A 17,830-nucleotide genomic window follows, 5' to 3' on the forward strand; every position below is an offset into this window, starting at 1 on the left:
GTCAGGCGGCTCGCGCCGGACGTTCTGCCGAGTCTTCGGAATCCTCGGAATCGACGACGGCGGCGGGCGCGGCGGGAAGGGCCCGCTGCGCCCCCGAATCCTTCGGAGCCTCAACGGCCGGAAGCTCAGGAAGGTGCCGCGCCGCGGCGTTCAGCAGCTCATGGACGCGGCTCTTCAGGCTGGCGAGATCCGCCCGCGCCACATCGGCCTGGGCCTGGGCCCTGCGCGCCTGGCGCCGGGCGGCGTCCCGCTCGGCGGCGAGCTGGTTCAGCTGTTCGTGGTAGGCGGCCCGGAGTTCGTCGAGGGCGCTTCCCTGAGGAATGGTGGTCATGCCGGTCTGGACTCCTCCCCCGAGTCATCCCCATGTAAAGGGATGAACGCGATAAACCGGGCGATTCGTTCCCACCGTGCGGAAGATCACTCACCCACTTCTGGGCGCGGGAAGAGCGCCGTGGACGGCAGCCCCGGGAACGCGTTCCGCGGCGCCGCGCCGCCCGCCTTGGTGCGCCAGGCCGCCGACCGCGCCATGGCCCGCTGCGCGCTGTCGGCGGCGAACGCCCGCAGGTCAGGGGCGGACACACCGGCGAGACCGACATAGGCAGGGACCAGATCGTCCTCCAGGACCGCCGCGAGCTGGGCCGCGCTGCGCGCCGAGGCGACCTTGACCGGCAGCTTGTAGACGGTCGCCGCCGCGACCGGCGTGCCGGACAGGAGCGAGATCAGCGCGTCGCGCTGGGCCCGGTGGGCGTTCCAGACGGCCTTCGCGGTCTGCCTGAGCGGCCCCTGCAGCCGGGCACCGAGCACCCCGTACCCGTACACCGCCGCATGCTCGACGGCAAGCGCCGTCTGAACGGCCTCGGCACCGGACTTCGACCGCACCACCGGAGCCTGCCCCTTCACCCGCATCGCGTGGCCCGCCTCGCACGCGCCGATGCTCGCCAGCAGCTGGGCCAGCCCCGGCGCCGCCTTGGCCGCCTCGGCCCTGCGCTGCTCCGCGGCGCGCTCCTCCGCCTCCCGCAACACCACGAGGACCCCGGAGCCCCGGGGAACAGGCGAGGCGGTGGGAGGGGGAATGGCGCCGCCCTCATCGGCCCGATCGCCCGAACCCGGCACGTAATGCCGCTTCAGAACGGCGAGATGCTCCCGATGATGGGCCAGGACGGAATCGAGCCGTCCGGCCAGCGACGCGTTCACCGACCGCGCCGCCTCATAGGTCGCGATCAGGTTCTGCTCGGACGCGATCGCCCCGACCAGCGCCGGCAGGTCCGCGTGCGGTGCCGCCGCCTCCGCCGTACAGCCGGCGAGCCACGGCAGGACGAGCACGCCAGCCCCCAGCGCGGCCCCCCGCCCCAGCAGAGCCCGCCGCGAAATGGATCCCGGCAGGTACGGCTCGGATTCGGGCGGGCGCGACACGGCCTCTGGCAAGGGAGTCTCCTCACCCGGTGAAGTGGTGGCGGCGGCCCTCAGCGGCCCGGGGCCCGGGACTCGTCCATCGGGCCAGCTCAAGCATTCCATATCCGCCGCGCCGGTGAGCCGATCGAAAAACCGCTGCGGTCCCCGGCTGTCGATAGTCTTGAGGTGTCAAGGTACGAGCGGCGAAATCCGCGATCGCAGGCGGTACGTCCCGCAGGCGGATACACCGCGCACGCGGGGGTACCCCGCAGGCGGCACAACAGGAGGAGGGTCCCATGAGCGTCGAGTCCCGCGGTGGCCGCGCTCAAGGGGGGCGCGGCCAGGGCAGGCGTGAGCACGACGAACTCGAGCACGCCCCGGCGCGCCAGGGGCGTCCGGCGCGTGCCGACGCCGCCGCCGAGCTGACCAGGCTGCTCACTCCCGCCGTGGGCGAGGCGGGCTTCGACCTGGAGGAGGTCGATGTCCGGCCCGCCGGACGGCGCCGCCTCGTGCGCGTCGTCGTCGACGGCGACCACGGCGTCAGCCTCGACGACATCGCCGCGATCAGCGAGACGGTCTCCGAGCTGCTCGACGCCACCGATGTCATGGGGACCTCGCCGTACGTGCTGGAGGTGACCTCCCCGGGCGTCGACCGCCCCCTCACCGAGCCGCGGCACTGGCGCCGTGCCGTCGGCCGGCTGGTCGTCGCACCGCTGACCGAGGGAGGCCAGATCGAAGGCCGCGTGATCGCGGCCGACGACGAGGCCGTGGAGATCGACGTCGTCCAGAAGCGCCGGCACAAGGGAGCCGGGGCCAAGGGCGGCAAGTCCGCTGGGCCGACATCGGCCGGGCCGGGAAAGGCCGGGTCGAAGGCCGCTGCGTCCACACCCCCCTCCGGGGGGTCTGGGGGGTCGTCCCCCCAGAAGGGCGAGACCGTCCGGCGCCGGTTCGGCCTGGGCGAGCTGGGGCGCGGCCGCGTGCAGGTGGAGTTCAAACACCCTGCGGGCACGGCCGAGGGAACGCGTTCTCCGGCTGAGCCGGACTAGAGGGGGGAACCTCGTGGACATCGACATGACCGCCTTGCGGGGCCTGGAGAGCGAGAAGGACATCTCGCTCGACGTGGCCGTGAAGGCCATCGAAGACGCACTGCTGATCGCCTACCACCGGACGGAGGGCGCGGCGGCCAAGGCCCGCGTCGAGCTGGACCGCCAGAGCGGCCACGTCACCGTCTGGGCGACCGAGACCGACGAGGCCGGCGAGGCCGTCGGGGAGTACGACGACACCCCGACGGGGTTCGGGCGCATCGCGGCCACCACCGCCAAGCAGGTCATCCTGCAGCGCCTCCGCGACGCCGAGGACGAGCTGACCTTCGGCGAGTACGCCGGGCGCGAGGGCGACATCGTCAGCGGCATCATCCAGCAGGGCAAGGACCCGCGGAACGTGCTGGTCGACCTCGGCAAGATCGAGGCCGTGCTGCCGCCGCAGGAGCAGGTGCCCGGCGAGCAGTACGAGCACGGCGAGCGGCTGCGCGCCTACGTCGTGCAGGTCCGCAAGGGCCACCGCGGCCCGTCGATCCAGCTGTCGCGGACGCACCCGAACCTCGTCCGCAAGCTGTTCGCGCTGGAGGTCCCGGAGATCGCGGACGGCACCGTGGAGATCGCCGCGATCGCCCGCGAGGCCGGCCACCGCACCAAGATCGCGGTCCGCTCGCGGAAGGCCGGGGTGAACGCCAAGGGCGCCTGCATCGGCCCGCTCGGCAGCCGCGTCCGCAACGTGATGGCCGAGCTGCACGGCGAGAAGATCGACATCGTGGACTGGTCGGAAGACCCCGCGGAGTTCGTCGGGAATGCGCTGTCGCCCGCGCGGGTTTCCCATGTCGAGGTGGTCGACGCCGACGCCCGGGTCGCCCGGGTGATCGTGCCCGACTACCAGCTGTCCCTCGCGATCGGCAAGGAGGGCCAGAACGCCCGGCTCGCCGCCCGGCTCACCGGCTGGCGGATCGACATCAGATCCGACACCGAACCCGAACGGGCGGCCGACCCTGGACAGGCCGCCGCCCCGGACACCCCAGGCGGAACAGCCGGTTCCGGCGAAACGGGCACGCCCGGACGGACGGCGGCCAAGCCCGCCGAGCCCGGCGAATCTGGACCTTCTACGCCAGGAGCGCATGCGACAGGTCCCGCCGACGCGTCGGCACGGTAGACTCATGACACGTGGCCGTACGGCCCCTGTTCGCACGTGTGTGGGCTGTCGGGTTCGTTCGGTCAAGTCCGACCTGCTGCGCCTGGTGGTGGTCGAGGGCGTCATCGTCCCCGACCCGCGTGGGCGGCTGCCGGGAAGGGGCGCGCATCTGCACCCCGATCCGGGATGTCTCGAGCTCGCAGAGCGACGTCGGGCGTTCCCCAGGGCGTTTCGCCTTCCGGGGCCGCTCGACGCCGGTGCGCTGCGGGCCCGGCTTGCGGCACACGCCGTGCGGCAGCAGGATGGCTGATATGGCCGATGGTAAGCGACGTCTAGTCGGAAGCAGGTCGAGATTGCTATGAGCGCTCGATGAGCACGCCGCGATGAGTACGGCAAGTTAGCTACGGTCCGGAGGCCGCACCCCCGGACCGAGTAGGGAGTGCAGTGGCCAAGGTCCGGGTGTACGAACTCGCCAAGGAGTTCGGTGTAGAGAGCAAGGTCGTCATGGCCAAGCTCAAGGAAATGGGCGAGTTCGTAAGGTCGGCGTCCTCAACGATCGAGGCGCCGGTCGAACGCAGGCTTAAGGAAGCCTTCTCAAATTCGTCGTCCTCCAAGCAGGGGGACAAGCGGGCGGCTCCGAACCGTTCTTCGGGTCCGCGTCCCGCCGCGCCGCGTCCGGGTCCCTCCGGCGGCGCCTCCGATTCTCAGGGCGCGCGGCAGCAGGCCCCGCGTCCCGCCGCGCCGCGTCCCGCCACGCCCAAGCCGGCCCCGGGTGCACCGGGCGGCGGCCAGGGCGGTCCAGGCGGTCAGGGTGGTCAGGGCGGCCCCGGTGGCGGCCCGAGGCCGGGCCCGCCGCGTCCGGCGGTCCCGCCGGTGCCGAGCACGCCGGTGGACGCGCCCGCGGCGCAGGGCCCGAGCGCCCCGCCCGCGTCCGGTCCCGCCGGTCCCGGTGCCGAGACCCGCGAGACCCGCGAATCCCGCGGTCCGGGCGGGCCGGGCGGCCCGAAGCCGGGTCCCCGCACGCCGGGCGGCCCGAAGCCGGGCCCGCGTCCCGGCCCCCGCCAGGGTGGCGGCGGCGGTCGCGGCCCAGGCGGTCCGCGTCCGGGCAACAACCCGTTCAGCTCGAATGCCAGCGGCATGGGCCAGGCGCCCAAGCCGGGCCCGCGTCCCGGGCCGCGCCAGGCCGGTGACCGCCCCGGTGGCGACCGTCCCGGCGGCGGCGCTCCGGGTGGTCCGCGTCCCGGTGGTCCGCGTCCGGGCGGTCCCGCCGGTGCCGGCGGCCCGCGTCCGGGTGGCGGAAGCATGCCGCCCCGTCCGGGTGGCCCGCGTCCGAGCCCGATGAACATGCCGTCCTCGCGGCCTTCCGGTGGCGGTGCCCCTGGGCGCGGCGGCCCCGGTGGCGGCGGCGGTGGCCGTGGCCCCGGTGGCGGCGGCGGTGGCCGCGGTCCGGGCGGCGGCGGTCGCGGTCCCGGTGGCGGCGGTCGTCCCGGTGGCGGCGGCGGCTTCGGCGGTCCCCGCACCGGCGCCGGTGGCGGCGGTGGCGGCGGACGTCCGGGCGGCTTCGGCGGTCCCCGTCCAGGTGGCGGCGGTCGCGGCCGTGGCGGCACGCAGGGCGCCTTCGGCCGTCCCGGCGGACGTCCCGCACGTGGCCGCAAGTCGAAGCGGGCGCGTCGTCAAGAGTTCGAGAACATGCAGGCGCCCGCCGCCGGCGGCGTCTCCGCTCCGCGCGGCAACGGCAAGACCATCCGGCTGCCGCAGGGCGCGACCCTGACCGACTTCGCCGAGAAGATCGGCGCCAACCCGGCGTCGCTCGTCGCGATCATGATGCATCTCGGCAAGATGGTCACCGCGACCCAGTCCGTCGACCCCGACGACCTGATGGCGCTGGGGCTGGAGCTGGACTTCGACGTCCAGGTCGTCAGCCCCGAAGACGAAGACCGCGCGCTGCTCGAGTCGTTCGACATCGAGTACGGCGAGGACGAGGGCGGCGAGGAGAACCTCCAGTCCCGTCCGCCGGTGGTCACCGTCATGGGTCACGTCGACCACGGCAAGACCAAGCTGCTGGACGCCGTCCGCAGCGCCAACGTCCAGGCGGGCGAGGCCGGCGGCATCACCCAGCACATCGGCGCCTACCAGGTCGAGACCGAGGTCGACGGCGAAGAGCGCAAGATCACCTTCATCGACACCCCGGGTCACGAGGCGTTCACCGCCATGCGTGCCCGCGGTGCCGACACCACCGACCTGGTGGTGCTGGTGGTCGCCGCGGACGACGGCGTCAAGCCGCAGACCACCGAGGCGATCGACCACGCCACCGCGGCGGGGGTCCCGATCGTCGTCGCGGTCAACAAGATCGACGTCGAGGGCGCCGACCCGAACCGGGTGCGGGCGCAGCTCACCGAGTACGGCCTGGTCGCCGAGGAGTTCGGCGGCTCCACCCAGTTCGTCGACGTGTCCGCCAAGCAGGGGGTCAACATCGGCGGGCTGCTGGAGGCGATCGTCCTGACCGCCGACGCCGAGCTCGACCTGAAGGCCAACCCCGACATGCCCGCCCAGGGCTCGGCCATCGAGGCCCACCTGGACAAGGGCCGGGGCGCCGTGGCGACCGTGCTGGTGCAGCGCGGCACGCTCAAGGTCGGCGACTCGATCGTCTGCGGCGTGGCGCACGGCCGCGTCCGGGCGATGCTCGACGAGAACTTCGAGCCGGTCGATGAGGCGGGGCCGTCGCGTCCGGTGCAGGTGCTCGGCCTCGCGGCCGTGCCCGGCGCGGGCGACAACTTCCTCGTCGTCGAGGACGACCGCGTCGCCCGGCAGATCGCCGACAAGCGGGTCGCGCGCAAGCGCAACGCCGAACTGCTCAAGAGCCGCAAGAGCAGCTCCCTCGAAGAGCTGTTCAAGGACCTGGAGCGCGGCGAGCGGCAGGAGCTGCTGCTCATCCTCAAGGGCGACGTGTCCGGTTCCGTCGAGGCGCTGGAAGACTCCCTCCTCAAGATCGACGTGGGCGAGGAGGTCAACCTCCGGATCATCCGCCGCGGCGTCGGCGCGATCACGCAGGACGACGTCAACCTCTCGCTGGCGTCCGAGGGCGCGGTCATCATCGGCTTCAACGTGCGGCCCGAGCGCAACGCGCAGGAGCTGGCCGACCGCGAGGGCGTCGACATCCGGTACTACTCGATCATCTACCAGGCGATCGAGGAGATCGAGGCGGCCCTCAAGGGCATGCTCAAGCCGGAGTTCGAGGAGGTCCAGCTCGGTACCGCGGAGATCCGCGAGATCTTCAAGGTGCCGCGGATCGGCAGCGTCGCCGGCTCGATGGTCACCTCGGGGGTCATCCAGCGCAACGCGAAGGCCCGCCTCGTCCGCGACGGCGTCGTGGTCTCCGACAACCTCACGGTGTCGTCGCTGCGCCGCTTCAAGGACGACGCGACCGAGGTCCGCGAGGGCTTCGAGTGCGGTATCGGCGTGGGCTACAACGACATCAAGCTCGGAGATGTCATCGAGTGCTTCGAGATGCGGGAGAAGCCCCGCGACTAGAGGACTCGCGACCGGGACGCGGGGACGTCCGCACGGACGTCCCCGCGTCCCGGCATCGCCGGTGAACCCGGCGGTATTCCGGTAGTGGGCGATGTGATCGTTCATTCGGTGACACGGCGCCAGGCGGATCTTCTAGCCTGGCGTCTGGCATGTCCGGCTCATCCCGCTTCAGGGTGCCGCCGGGAACACGGCGGGTGACCTCCGTCGTTCCATCTTCTGAAGATCCCGAGGTGATCGACCAGGTGTACGTGGGTGCCCTGACACTCGACCTGCTGCTGGGGGACGTCCGCTCGCTCAAGCAGAAGCGGTCGGTCCTGCGGCCGATCCTCGCCGACGTGCACAAGCACTTCCCGGGGGTGGCGGCCGCCGAGACCGGCGGCAACGACCTGTACCGCAGGGCGGAGATCGGGGTGGCGGTGGTGTCCGGCAGCGCCGCGAACTGCACCCAGGTGCTCGAGCAGTGCGAACGGTTCGTGGCCGGACGCCCGGAGATAGAGCTGCTGTCCGCGAGGCAACGGCTGTTCAACGACGACGACTGACCGGCGTCTGGAATGGAGCGCCGGCGGAATGGAAGACGACGGCGGTCGTCACGGGGGGTATGGGGGGTCGTCCCCCCACAATGAAGCGACGAGGACTGAGCTGTGCCGAAACGGAGCGCGGGCCAGGTCATCGTTAGACCATGGAAGGGTCGTCAGACCATAGAAAGGGAGTGCGATCATGGTGGACGCAGCTCGGGCGCGCAAGCTCGCCGACCGCATCCAGCAGATCGTGGCCGAGATGCTGGAGAGGCGGATCAAGGATCCGCGGCTCGGCTTCGTGACCGTGACGGACACCCGCATCACCAACGACCTGCGCGACGCGACCGTGTACTACACGGTCTACGGGTCGGACGGCGAGCGCGCCGAGACCGCCGCCGCGCTGGAGAGCGCCAAGGGCGTCATCCGGTCGGAGGTGGGCAGGAAGACCGGGGTCCGGCACACGCCAAGCCTCACCTTCGTCATGGACTCCCTGATGGAGAACGCGGCGCACATCGACGACCTGCTCGCGAAGGCCCGCGCCAGGGACGCCGAGGTGGCGAAGGCCGCGCAGGACGCGTCCCCGGCCGGTGACGCGAACCCGTACCGCGAGCCCGCCTCCGCCGAGGACGACGACCTCGACGACCTCGACGAGGACGACGTGGACGACGACGCGGACTTCGACGGGCACGACGCCACGGACGGCGGTGAGGACGACCGTTCGGGCCGCCCGCCGTCGTGAGCGGACCGGAGGGGCGCGCGGCGGCGCCGGGCGCCGGCTGGAACGAGGAATGCCTGCTGCTTGACGCGGACGGGCATTCCGCGAACGGCCATGACGTCATCCCGCGCGGCGGCGCCCTCCCCGCCGGACCCACCGCCCCCAGCGAGCCACAGGCCGCCATCGAGCCGCGGGCCGCCCTCGAACCGTCCCCGGCGCCCGAACCATCGCCCGTCTTCGAGGCGCCCGCGCCCGCCGGTGCGGGCGGGGCGCTCAGGGAGCGGGAGTGGGAGCGGGCCGTCGAGCTGATCGGCGCGGCGGGGGAGGTGTGCCTCGCCTGCCATGTGGCGCCGGACGGGGACGCGCTCGGCTCGATGCTGGCGCTCGCGCAGGCGCTTCGCGCGATGGGCAAGCGGTGCCTGGCGTCCTTCGGGGAGCCGTTCACCGTGCCCGCGATCCTGCGCTTCCTGCCCGGCCAGGAGCTGCTGGTCGAGCCCGCGCGGATGCCCGCGGCGCCGGAGCTGATGATCTCGCTGGACGCGGCCGGGCAGGCGCGGCTCGGCGCGCTCGCGGGCCCGGCCGAGCGGGCCGGGGCGCTGATCGTGCTCGACCATCACGCGTCCAACACCGGCTTCGGCGGCGTGCGGCTCGTCGACCCGGACGCCGCCGCCACTGCGGTGCTGGTCGAGGAGCTGATCCGCAGGCTCGGCGTGCCGCTCGACCGCGACATCGCGCAGGGCCTGTACGCCGGGCTGGCGAGCGACACCGGCTCGTTCAAGTACCCGTGCACGACGCCCGAGGTCCACGACCTGGCGGGACGGCTGCTGACGGCGGGCGTCCGGCCGGAGGCGGTCAGCCGGGAGCTGTGGGACCGGGCGCCGTTCGGCTACCTCCAGGTCCTCGCGGGCGCGCTGGCGCGGGCCCGGCTGGAGCGCGACGCGGCGGGCGGCCGCGGCCTGGTCTGGACGACGATCGCGCGCGCCGACCGCGATGCTCGCGACGTCGGCTACGACCAGCTCGAAGGCGTCATCGACCAGCTCAGGCGCACCGACGAGGCCGAGGTCGCGGTGGTGTGCAAGGAGAACGACCGGGGCGAGTGGTACGTGTCGACCCGCTCGAAGGGCTCGGTCGACGTCGGCCGGGCCTGCGTCGAGCTCGGCGGCGGCGGGCACCGGATGGCCGCCGCGTTCACCATGGGCGGCGAGCCCGCCTGGATCATCGACCGGTTGCGCGCCGCGCTGCGCGTCCCCGGCGAGAGCGACTGAACTTCGACTTTTGACCCTTCGGCCTTTTGACCTTTCGGAGCGGGTGTGGAGAACTCGGGACTCGTCATCGTCGACAAGCCGTCCGGCTGGACGTCGCACGACGTCGTCGGCCGGATGCGGCGGCTCGCGAAGACCCGGCGTGTCGGGCACGCGGGCACGCTCGATCCGATGGCGACGGGCGTCCTCGTCCTCGGGGTCGGCAAGGCCACCCGCCTCCTCGGGCATCTGGCGCTGACCGAGAAGGGGTACGACGGCACGATCCGGCTTGGCGTGTCGACCAACACCGACGACGCCGAGGGCGAGGTCACCGCGACCGCGTCCGCCGCGGACGTGACCGACGAGGCGCTGCGCGCGGGCATCGCGGCGCTGACCGGCCCGATCCGGCAGGTTCCACCGCAGGTCAGCGCCATCAAGGTGAACGGCGAGCGGGCCTACAAGATGGCCCGCAAGGGCGAGGAGGTCGAGCTCGAGGCGCGTCCGGTGACCGTGCACGACTTCGCGGTGCTGGAGGTCCGGCGGCACGACGACGTGATCGACATCGAGGCGTCGATCACGTGCTCGTCAGGCACCTACATCCGCGCGCTGGCCCGTGACCTGGGCGCGTCCCTCGGCTGCGGCGGCCATCTGACGGCGCTGCGCCGCACCCGCGTCGGTCCCTACGACCTCGGCATGGCGCGGACGCTCGACCAGCTCGCCGAGAAGACGGAGATCCTGCCGATGGGCGAGGCGGTCGCCGCCGTGTTCCCGCGCCGGGACGTCTCGGACGACGACGCCCGCAAGGTCGCCCACGGCGGACGCCTCAAGGCCGCCGGGCTCGGCCCCGGCCCGATCGGCGTCTTCGCGCCCGACGGGACGCTGCTGGCACTCGTCGAGGAGCAGGGGAACCTCGCCAAGCCGCTCGCCGTGTTCACCTCCTGATCAGCCGCCCGACCTGGACAGAACCCACCGCGCGTGGCGATGATCACGAGGGGAAAGCGGTGCATTCCAACCTACGGTGGCGTAACCTACGATTCCGTAGGTTGTTGGTGAGGAGGTTCCGATGACCACCGTGAACGACGGCGCGCAGGTGACGTCCCCGACACGTCCGCGGCTGCGCGGCTGGCTGCACATCGGCGCGTTCCCCGCGGTGCTCGTCGCCGGGCTCGTGCTGGTCGCGCTCGGCCCGAGCACGCAGGCGCGGCTCGCGTCGGCGATCTACGTCGCGGCATCGGGGATGCTGTTCGGGATCTCAGGCACCTACCACCGGCAGACCTCGCACCGGCTGCTGGAGGTCCTGCGCCGCTTCGACCACGCCAACATCTACCTGATCATCGCGGGCACGTACACGCCGTTCGCCGTCCTCGCGCTGGACGGCGGCGTCCGCGTCGCCGTCCTCACCATCGTCTGGACGGGCGCCATCGCCGGCGTCGTCTTCCGGACCACCTGGATCGGCGCCCCGCGCGCGCTCTACGTGACCCTCTACATCGTCCTCGGCTGGGTCGCGGTGCTGTTCCTGCCGCAGTTCCTCGACGGCGCGGGCGTCGCGGCCTGCGTCATGGTCGCGATCGGCGGCGTCTGCTACAGCGTCGGCGGGATCGTCTACGGGCTGCGCCGCCCCGACCCGTCGCCGCGCTGGTTCGGGTTCCACGAGGTCTTCCACGCCTGCACCCTCGCGGCCTACATCCTCCAGTACGTCGCGGTCTCCCTGGTCGTCTACCAATCCGCCTGAAACCGGTCCGCACGCCCTGCCCCGTCCGTCCCGTCCGCCCGGTCCGTCCGAACCCGGTTGCCACCCCTGCGGCTCGTACATGGCACTCTTAGGACGGCAGCAAAAACCGGGCGGCCACACGACCGGGCAGGGCACGTCCTACGCAGGGAGAGCATGGTGCGGCGCTGGAATGGCCTCGACGAGGTTCCCGCGGACTGGGGCCGCTCGGTGGTCACCATCGGGGTGTTCGACGGCGTTCACCGCGGCCACCAGCGGATCGTCGGCACGGCGGCCGAGGAGGCCCGCCGCCGCGGCCTGCGGTCCGTGGTGATCACCTTCGACCCGCACCCGGACGAGGTCGTCCGGCCTGGAACCCATCCACCGCTGCTGGCGAGCACCAAGCGCCGGATCGAGCTGCTGGAGGGGCTCGGCACCGACGCGGTCGTCGTGGTGCCGTTCACGCCGGCGCTGTCGCGGGTGCCGCCGGAGGAGTTCGTCCAGTCGGTGCTGGTCGACCGGCTGCACGCGGCCCACGTCATCGTCGGCGAGGACTTCCGGTTCGGGCACAAGGCCAAGGGCGACGTCGCGCTGCTGCGGGAGCTGGGCGAGAAGTACGACTTCACCACCGAGGGCATGCCGCTGGTGGCGAACGGCGGCACGATCTCCTCCACCTACATCCGCGAGCGGCTGGACGCGGGCGACGTCGAGTCCGCGGCGGGGGCGCTCGGCCGCCCGCACCGCGTGGAGGGCGTCGTCGTGCGCGGGCACCAGCGCGGCCGCGCGCTCGGCTTCCCCACCGCCAACCTGGAGACGCTGCCGCACACCGCGATCCCCGCCGACGGCGTCTACGCGGGCTGGCTGGTCTGCGACTCCGAGCGCTATCCCGCCTTCCGCTGGCCGGCGGCGATCTCCATCGGCACCAACCCGACGTTCGAGGGCGCGGGGGAGCGGACCGTCGAGGCGTACGCGCTGGACCGTGACGACCTCGACCTGTACGGCGAGCACATGGCCGTCGACTTCACCGACCGTATCCGCGACACGCTGAAGTTCGACTCGGTCGAGGCGCTGATCGAGGAGATGCACCGGGACGTGGCCCGCGCCCGCGAGGTCACCGCCGAGTAGAACCCGGCCGCGACCCGGGCCGCGACCTCGGCCGCAACCCGGCCAGAACACCCTGGAAAGTGCGTACCCTGCGATAGCAGGGCTTTCCGCTTCGTAACCGGGTGGGTTTCCGGCATGGTACGGTGAATAGTCGCCGGGAAGGGCCCCGGCGCGGCTGGCTGCACCCTCATGCGGCCCGCCACTCTCTTAAAACGCACCATGCGGACCCGCGCGCCCGCCGGGCCCCGGATCTGCGGGTGACGATCGCATCGAAGGAGCCACGTGTCGCTCGACACCGCCACCAAGAACAAGATCATCTCGGAGTACGCGACCACTGAGGGTGACACCGGATCGCCGGAAGTCCAGGTCGCGCTGCTCACGCGTCGGATCAACGATCTGACCGAGCACCTCAAGGAGCACAAGCACGACCACCACAGCCGCCGCGGCCTCCTGCTGCTGGTCGGCCGTCGTCGCCGGCTCCTGAAGTACCTCTCCAACAAGGACATCAACCGCTACCGGCAGCTGATCGAGCGACTCGGCCTGCGCCGCTAGCACGGTGAGGGAGTGGCCCGCCGGGCCGCTCCCTTCCTTTTTGGGCCCGCTGGCCGGACGGGGCGCGACGTCTCGTCCGGACGCGCCCGGGGCCCGCCCAGGGGCCTGCTCACACGGGCAGGGCCCCGCCGGACGGGCCGGGCACCCGGCCGCACCGGCCGCCCGCCGACCCCGGCACACGGGGGCGCGGAGCCGGCCGTAAAACTACAGACAAAGCCTCGCGGACACCGCTGGTGCGGGCCGGTCCTCGGTAGTGGCTTCCGGATCCGTTCCGCCGCGCACCGGCGGGGCTCTCGATCCGGGCGCTTCGATCGAAGACCGGCAGCGTGCAAGACCACGGGAAACGGCCGCGAGGACCGACATGAAACCTTAAGGAGGTTTCCCGTGACAGAAGCCGTGCGCATCGATGGCGCGCAGAGCACCGAGGCCGTGATCGACAACGGCACGTTCGGCACCCGCACCATCCGCTTCGAGACGGGCCGGCTGGCCCGCCAGGCGGCCGGCTCCGCCGTCGCCTATCTCGACGACGACACGATGGTGCTGTCGGCGACGACCGCGTCCAAGAAGCCGAAGGACAACCTCGACTTCTTCCCGCTGACCGTCGACGTCGAGGAGCGGATGTACGCGGCGGGGCGCATCCCCGGCTCGTTCTTCCGCCGCGAGGGCCGCCCGTCCGAGGACGCGATCCTCACCTGCCGGCTGATCGACCGGCCGCTGCGCCCGTCGTTCACCAAGGGCCTGCGCAACGAGATCCAGGTCGTCGAGACGATCATGGCGCTGCACCCCGACCACCTGTACGACGTCGTCGCGATCAACGCCGCGTCGATGTCCACGCAGCTGGCCGGGCTGCCGTTCTCCGGGCCGATCGGCGGCGTCCGCGTCGCGCTGATCGAGGGCCAGTGGGTCGGCTTCCCGACCCACCCCGAACTGGAGCGGGCCACCTTCGACATGGTCGTCGCGGGCCGCGTCCTGCCGGACGGCGATGTCGCGATCATGATGGTGGAGGCCGAGTCCACCCGCGACACCATCAAGCTCGTCGGCGAGGGCGCCGCCGCGCCGACCGAGGAGACCGTCGCGGAGGGCCTTGAGGCGGCCAAGCCGTTCATCAAGGCGCTGTGCAAGGCGCAGAGCGACCTCGCCGCCGTCGCCGCCAAGGAGACCGCCGAGTACCCGATCTTCCTGGACTACCAGGACGACGTGCTCGCCGCCGTCACCGACGCCGTGTCCGAAGACCTGGCGCAGGCGCTCACGATCGCCGGCAAGCAGGAGCGCGAGTCCCGGCTCGACGAGCTCAAGGCCGGCGTGGTGGAGAAGCTCGCCGAGACCTTCGAGGGCCGCGAGAAGGAGGTCTCCGCCGCCTACCGCGCCGTCACCAAGAAGCTGGTCCGCGAGCGGGTCATCCGCGACGGGCTGCGCATCGACGGCCGCGGCCCGAAGGACATCCGCCAGCTGACCGCCGAGGCGCACGTCATCCCGCGGGTGCACGGCTCGGCGATCTTCGAGCGCGGCGAGACGCAGATCCTCGGCGTGACGACGCTGAACATGCTCCGCATGGAGCAGATGATCGACACGCTCAACCCCGAGCGCACCAAGCGCTACATGCACAACTACAACTTCCCGCCGTACTCCACCGGCGAGACGGGCCGCGTCGGTTCGCCGAAGCGCCGCGAGATCGGGCACGGCGCCCTCGCCGAGCGCGCCCTCCTCCCGGTGCTGCCGACCCGCGAGGAGTTCCCGTACGCGATCCGGCAGGTGTCGGAGGCGCTCGGGTCGAACGGGTCCACCTCGATGGGCTCGGTGTGCGCGTCCACCATGTCGCTGCTGGACGCGGGCGTCCCGCTGAAGCAGATGGTGGCGGGCATCGCGATGGGCCTGATCAACGAGGGCGACGAGTACGTCACGCTGACCGACATCCTCGGCGCCGAGGACGCCTTCGGCGACATGGACTTCAAGGTCGCCGGCACCCGCGACCTGATCACCGCGCTGCAGCTCGACACCAAGCTAGACGGCATCCCCGCCTCCGTGCTGGCCGCCGCGCTGAAGCAGGCCAAGGGCGCCCGCCTGGCGATCCTGGACGTGATGCAGGAGGCCATCGAGGCACCCGCCGAGATGAGCCCGTACGCGCCGCGGATCATCACGATCAAGGTCCCGGTCGACAAGATCGGCGAGGTCATCGGCCCCAAGGGCAAGATGATCAACTCGATCCAGGACGACACCGGCGCCGACATCACGATCGAGGACGACGGCACGATCTACGTCGGCGCCACCGACGGCCCGTCCGCCGAGGCCGCGCGGCAGGCGATCAACTCGATCGCGAACCCGCACATGCCGGAGATCGGCGAGCGCTACCTCGGCACCGTCGTCAAGACCACGACGTTCGGCGCGTTCGTGTCGCTGCTGCCCGGCAAGGACGGCCTGCTGCACGTCTCGCAGATCCGCAAGCTGCACGGCGGCGCCCGGATCGAGAACGTCGAGGACGTGATGGGCGTCGGCGAGAAGATCCAGGTGGAGGTCACCGAGATCGACCAGCGCGGCAAGCTGTCGCTGGTGCCGGTCGAGGTGATCGAGCGCGAGGCCGCCGACCGCGCCGACTCCGGTGACGGCGGCGCCCCCGCGTCCGCGTCCAACGGTGACGAGGGCGACGGCGAGCGCCGGGAGCGCCGCGACGACGACGGCGAGCGCCGCCCGCGCCGCCGCCGGACCCGCCGCGGCGACGACTCCGGCCAGCGCAACTCCTGATCTCAAGGCCCATGACCGGCCGCCCGCCCCCCCGCGGGGCCGCCCGGCCGGATGTTTTCAATGACGGAATGTGAGCGACACGTGACCCTGCCGGCGAGGGCGCAGGAGCCCGGCACCACCATCACGATCCACACCGACGGGGCCGGCGCGGTGCGCCGCACCGTCCTGCCCGGCGGGCTGCGGATCATCACCGAGACGATGCCGACCGTGCGGTCCGCCGCGTTCGGCATCTGGTCGGCGGTCGGGTCCCGCGACGAGGCACCCGCCGACGCCGGCGCCAGCCACTACCTGGAGCACGTGCTGTTCAAGGGCACGAGGCGGCGGTCCGCGCTGGAGATCTCCGCGACGATCGACGCGGTCGGCGGCGACCTCAACGCGTTCACCGCCAAGGAGTACACCTGCTACTACGCGCGGGTCCTGGACTCCGACCTCCCCCTCGCCGTGGACGTCGTGTCCGACATGGTCGCGGAGTCGGTGAACCGCCCCGAGGACGTCGAGGCCGAACGCGGCGTGATCCTCGAAGAGATCCACATGCGCGACGACGACCCCGGCGACCTGATCCACGACGAGTTCGCCACCGCCCTCTACGGCGACACCCCTCTCGGACGCCCCATCCTCGGCACCGAGGACTCGATCAACGCGCTGTCCCGCGACCGCATCCACGGCTACTACCGGCAGCACTACGTCCCGTCCCAGCTGGTGGTGTCGGTGGCGGGCAACATCGACCACGACGAGGTCGTCAAGCTGGTCTCCCGCGCGTTCGCCGAGCACCTGACCGGCGACGCCGCCCCCGCCGCGCCCCGCCTGGACGGGGCCCCCGCGCCGATCGACCCGCGCACCGCAGTGATCGACAAGGACACCGAGCAGGCCCACATCATCCTCGGCGGTGCCGGGGTGTCGCGCACCGACGACCGGCGCTTCGCGCTCGGCGTCCTGAACGCGGCGCTCGGCGGCGGCATGTCGTCCCGCCTGTTCCAGGAGATCCGGGAGAAGCGCGGCCTGGCGTACTCGGTGTACAGCTACACCGCCCAGTACGCCGACTCCGGCATCTTCGGCGTCTACGCGGGCTGCCAGCCCGCCAAGGCGGAGGAGGTCCTGTCCATCTGCCGCGACGAGCTGCACAAGGCCGCCGGCGCCGGCCTCACCGCCGAGGAGCTGGAGCGCGGCAAGGGCCAGCTGCGCGGCGCGATGGTCCTCGGCCTGGAGGACACCGGCTCCCGCATGAGCCGCATCGGCAAGAGCGAGCTCGTGTACGAGTCGCTGCTGCCCGTGGACGAGGTCCTGGCCCGCATCGAGGCCGTCACCCTGGACGACGTCCGCGCCATCGCCACCGAGATCCTCACCGGCCCCCAGGCCCTGACGGTCATCGGCCCGGTAGGAGACCGCGAGTTCGCCGCCTGACGTCCACCCCCGGTTGCTAACCGGACTAGAGTCCGCTACTATCCACAGGAGTAATCGGACTCTAGTCCGCATGCCTTCCGGAGAGGACCCCCTCATGTCCCGCCTGCTGCACATTTCCGCGTCCCCCCGCAGTGTCGCGTCCGAGTCTCTGGCGCTTGCCGATGCGTTCCTGGACGCCTACCGCGAGACCCACGGCGACCCTGTTGGCAACCATGACCTGGTCGACCACCACGACCTGTGGGACGGCACGCTCCCCGAGTTCGGCCCCGCCGCGGCCGCCGCCAAGATGGCCGTGTTCGCGGGCGACGAGCCGACCGGCGAGCAGGCCGACGCCTGGCAGGCCGCGCGCCGCGTCTTCGAGCGCTTCGACTCCTATGACCGCTACCTGTTCAGCGTGCCGATGTGGAACACGAGCGTCCCGTACATCCTCAAGCAGTTCATCGACGTCGTCTCGCAGCCTGGGTGGGTCTTCAGCTTCGACCCCGCCGAGGGCTACACGGGCCTCCTCCAGGGCAAGAAGGCGGCCGTCCTTTACACCAGTGCCGTGTACGGCGAGGGCCGTCCGCCCGCGTTCGGCGCCGACCACCAGATGCCGTTCCTGGACGGCTGGCTGCGCTGGGCCGGGATCACCGACATCAGCACCGTCACGTTCCGCCCCAACCTCGCCACCGCCGACGCCGAGACCGGCCGCCGCGCCGCGCACGCCGAGGCACGCGAACTCGGCAAGCGCTTCTGACGATAGGCTCGG

16 protein-coding genes are annotated in these 17,830 nt (G+C 72.0%); 14 read left to right on the forward strand and 2 right to left on the reverse strand.

The features are described from left to right. Nucleotide 1 precedes the first annotated feature (1 nt). Both ACH34S_RS27655 and ACH34S_RS27660 read right to left on the reverse strand, forming a co-directional pair. Entirely contained in the window at nucleotides 2–331 is a 330-nt protein-coding gene (locus ACH34S_RS27655; protein WP_395955719.1) for a hypothetical protein, read from the reverse strand. Between the two features lie 86 nt (nucleotides 332–417). Continuing rightward, complete coding sequence (locus tag ACH34S_RS27660) at nucleotides 418–1,425, reverse strand: ferritin-like domain-containing protein (RefSeq protein WP_395955720.1); 1,008 nt, start codon at nucleotides 1,423–1,425, stop codon at nucleotides 418–420. Nucleotides 1,426–1,688: 263 nt separating this feature from the next. On the opposite strand from ACH34S_RS27660, the gene rimP reads away from it, so the two are divergent. The 14 genes from rimP (at nucleotide 1,689) to ACH34S_RS27730 (ending at nucleotide 17,818) form a co-directional block, all read left to right on the forward strand. Further along, nucleotides 1,689–2,438 carry a ribosome maturation factor RimP gene (rimP, locus tag ACH34S_RS27665; RefSeq protein WP_395955721.1) on the forward strand — a complete coding sequence of 250 codons (750 nt, stop codon included), beginning with the start codon at nucleotides 1,689–1,691 and terminating at the stop codon, nucleotides 2,436–2,438. 25 nt (nucleotides 2,439–2,463) lie between these two features. Next, nucleotides 2,464–3,594, forward strand: a complete 1,131-nt coding sequence (gene nusA / locus ACH34S_RS27670) for a transcription termination factor NusA (protein ID WP_395955881.1) — start codon at nucleotides 2,464–2,466, stop codon at nucleotides 3,592–3,594. 4 nt (nucleotides 3,595–3,598) lie between these two features. Then, nucleotides 3,599–3,883 (forward strand): YlxR family protein, encoded by a 285-nt coding sequence (locus ACH34S_RS27675; RefSeq protein WP_395955722.1) that lies wholly within the window; start codon nucleotides 3,599–3,601, stop codon nucleotides 3,881–3,883. A 134-nt stretch (nucleotides 3,884–4,017) separates the two neighbouring features. Next, a complete protein-coding gene (gene infB / locus ACH34S_RS27680) occupies nucleotides 4,018–7,104 on the forward strand; it encodes a translation initiation factor IF-2 (protein WP_395955723.1) in 3,087 nt (1,028 codons plus the stop codon). A 230-nt stretch (nucleotides 7,105–7,334) separates the two neighbouring features. Further along, the gene (locus ACH34S_RS27685) at nucleotides 7,335–7,643 is read left to right on the forward strand and encodes a DUF503 domain-containing protein (RefSeq protein WP_395955724.1); all 309 of its coding nucleotides are present in this window, start codon (nucleotides 7,335–7,337) and stop codon (nucleotides 7,641–7,643) included. 178 nt (nucleotides 7,644–7,821) lie between these two features. Then, nucleotides 7,822–8,361, forward strand: a complete 540-nt coding sequence (rbfA, locus tag ACH34S_RS27690; RefSeq protein WP_395955725.1) for a 30S ribosome-binding factor RbfA — start codon at nucleotides 7,822–7,824, stop codon at nucleotides 8,359–8,361. Next, complete coding sequence (locus ACH34S_RS27695; protein WP_395955726.1) at nucleotides 8,358–9,602, forward strand: bifunctional oligoribonuclease/PAP phosphatase NrnA; 1,245 nt, start codon at nucleotides 8,358–8,360, stop codon at nucleotides 9,600–9,602. The genes rbfA and ACH34S_RS27695 overlap by 4 nt, the downstream gene beginning before the upstream one ends. A 45-nt stretch (nucleotides 9,603–9,647) precedes the next feature. Further along, nucleotides 9,648–10,520 (forward strand): tRNA pseudouridine(55) synthase TruB, encoded by an 873-nt coding sequence (gene truB, locus ACH34S_RS27700; RefSeq protein WP_395955727.1) that lies wholly within the window; start codon nucleotides 9,648–9,650, stop codon nucleotides 10,518–10,520. A gap of 121 nt (nucleotides 10,521–10,641) precedes the next feature. After that, a complete protein-coding gene (locus tag ACH34S_RS27705) occupies nucleotides 10,642–11,310 on the forward strand; it encodes a hemolysin III family protein (RefSeq protein ID WP_395955728.1) in 669 nt (222 codons plus the stop codon). Between the two features lie 156 nt (nucleotides 11,311–11,466). Beyond that, nucleotides 11,467–12,411: a bifunctional riboflavin kinase/FAD synthetase gene (locus ACH34S_RS27710; protein ID WP_395955729.1), complete on the forward strand. Its 945-nt coding sequence runs from the start codon at nucleotides 11,467–11,469 to the stop codon at nucleotides 12,409–12,411. Nucleotides 12,412–12,672: 261 nt separating this feature from the next. Continuing rightward, nucleotides 12,673–12,942 carry a 30S ribosomal protein S15 gene (gene rpsO, locus ACH34S_RS27715; protein ID WP_067884254.1) on the forward strand — a complete coding sequence of 90 codons (270 nt, stop codon included), beginning with the start codon at nucleotides 12,673–12,675 and terminating at the stop codon, nucleotides 12,940–12,942. 402 nt (nucleotides 12,943–13,344) lie between these two features. Then, nucleotides 13,345–15,681 (forward strand): polyribonucleotide nucleotidyltransferase, encoded by a 2,337-nt coding sequence (locus ACH34S_RS27720; RefSeq protein ID WP_395955882.1) that lies wholly within the window; start codon nucleotides 13,345–13,347, stop codon nucleotides 15,679–15,681. Between the two features lie 81 nt (nucleotides 15,682–15,762). Beyond that, the gene (locus tag ACH34S_RS27725) at nucleotides 15,763–17,082 is read left to right on the forward strand and encodes a M16 family metallopeptidase (protein WP_395955730.1); all 1,320 of its coding nucleotides are present in this window, start codon (nucleotides 15,763–15,765) and stop codon (nucleotides 17,080–17,082) included. Between the two features lie 70 nt (nucleotides 17,083–17,152). Then, nucleotides 17,153–17,818 (forward strand): FMN-dependent NADH-azoreductase, encoded by a 666-nt coding sequence (locus tag ACH34S_RS27730; RefSeq protein ID WP_395955731.1) that lies wholly within the window; start codon nucleotides 17,153–17,155, stop codon nucleotides 17,816–17,818. Nucleotides 17,819–17,830: the final 12 nt, after the last annotated feature.

Source organism: Actinomadura sp. 3N508 (assembly GCF_044326375.1).
Taxonomy (GTDB): Bacteria; Actinomycetota; Actinomycetes; order Streptosporangiales; family Streptosporangiaceae; genus Spirillospora.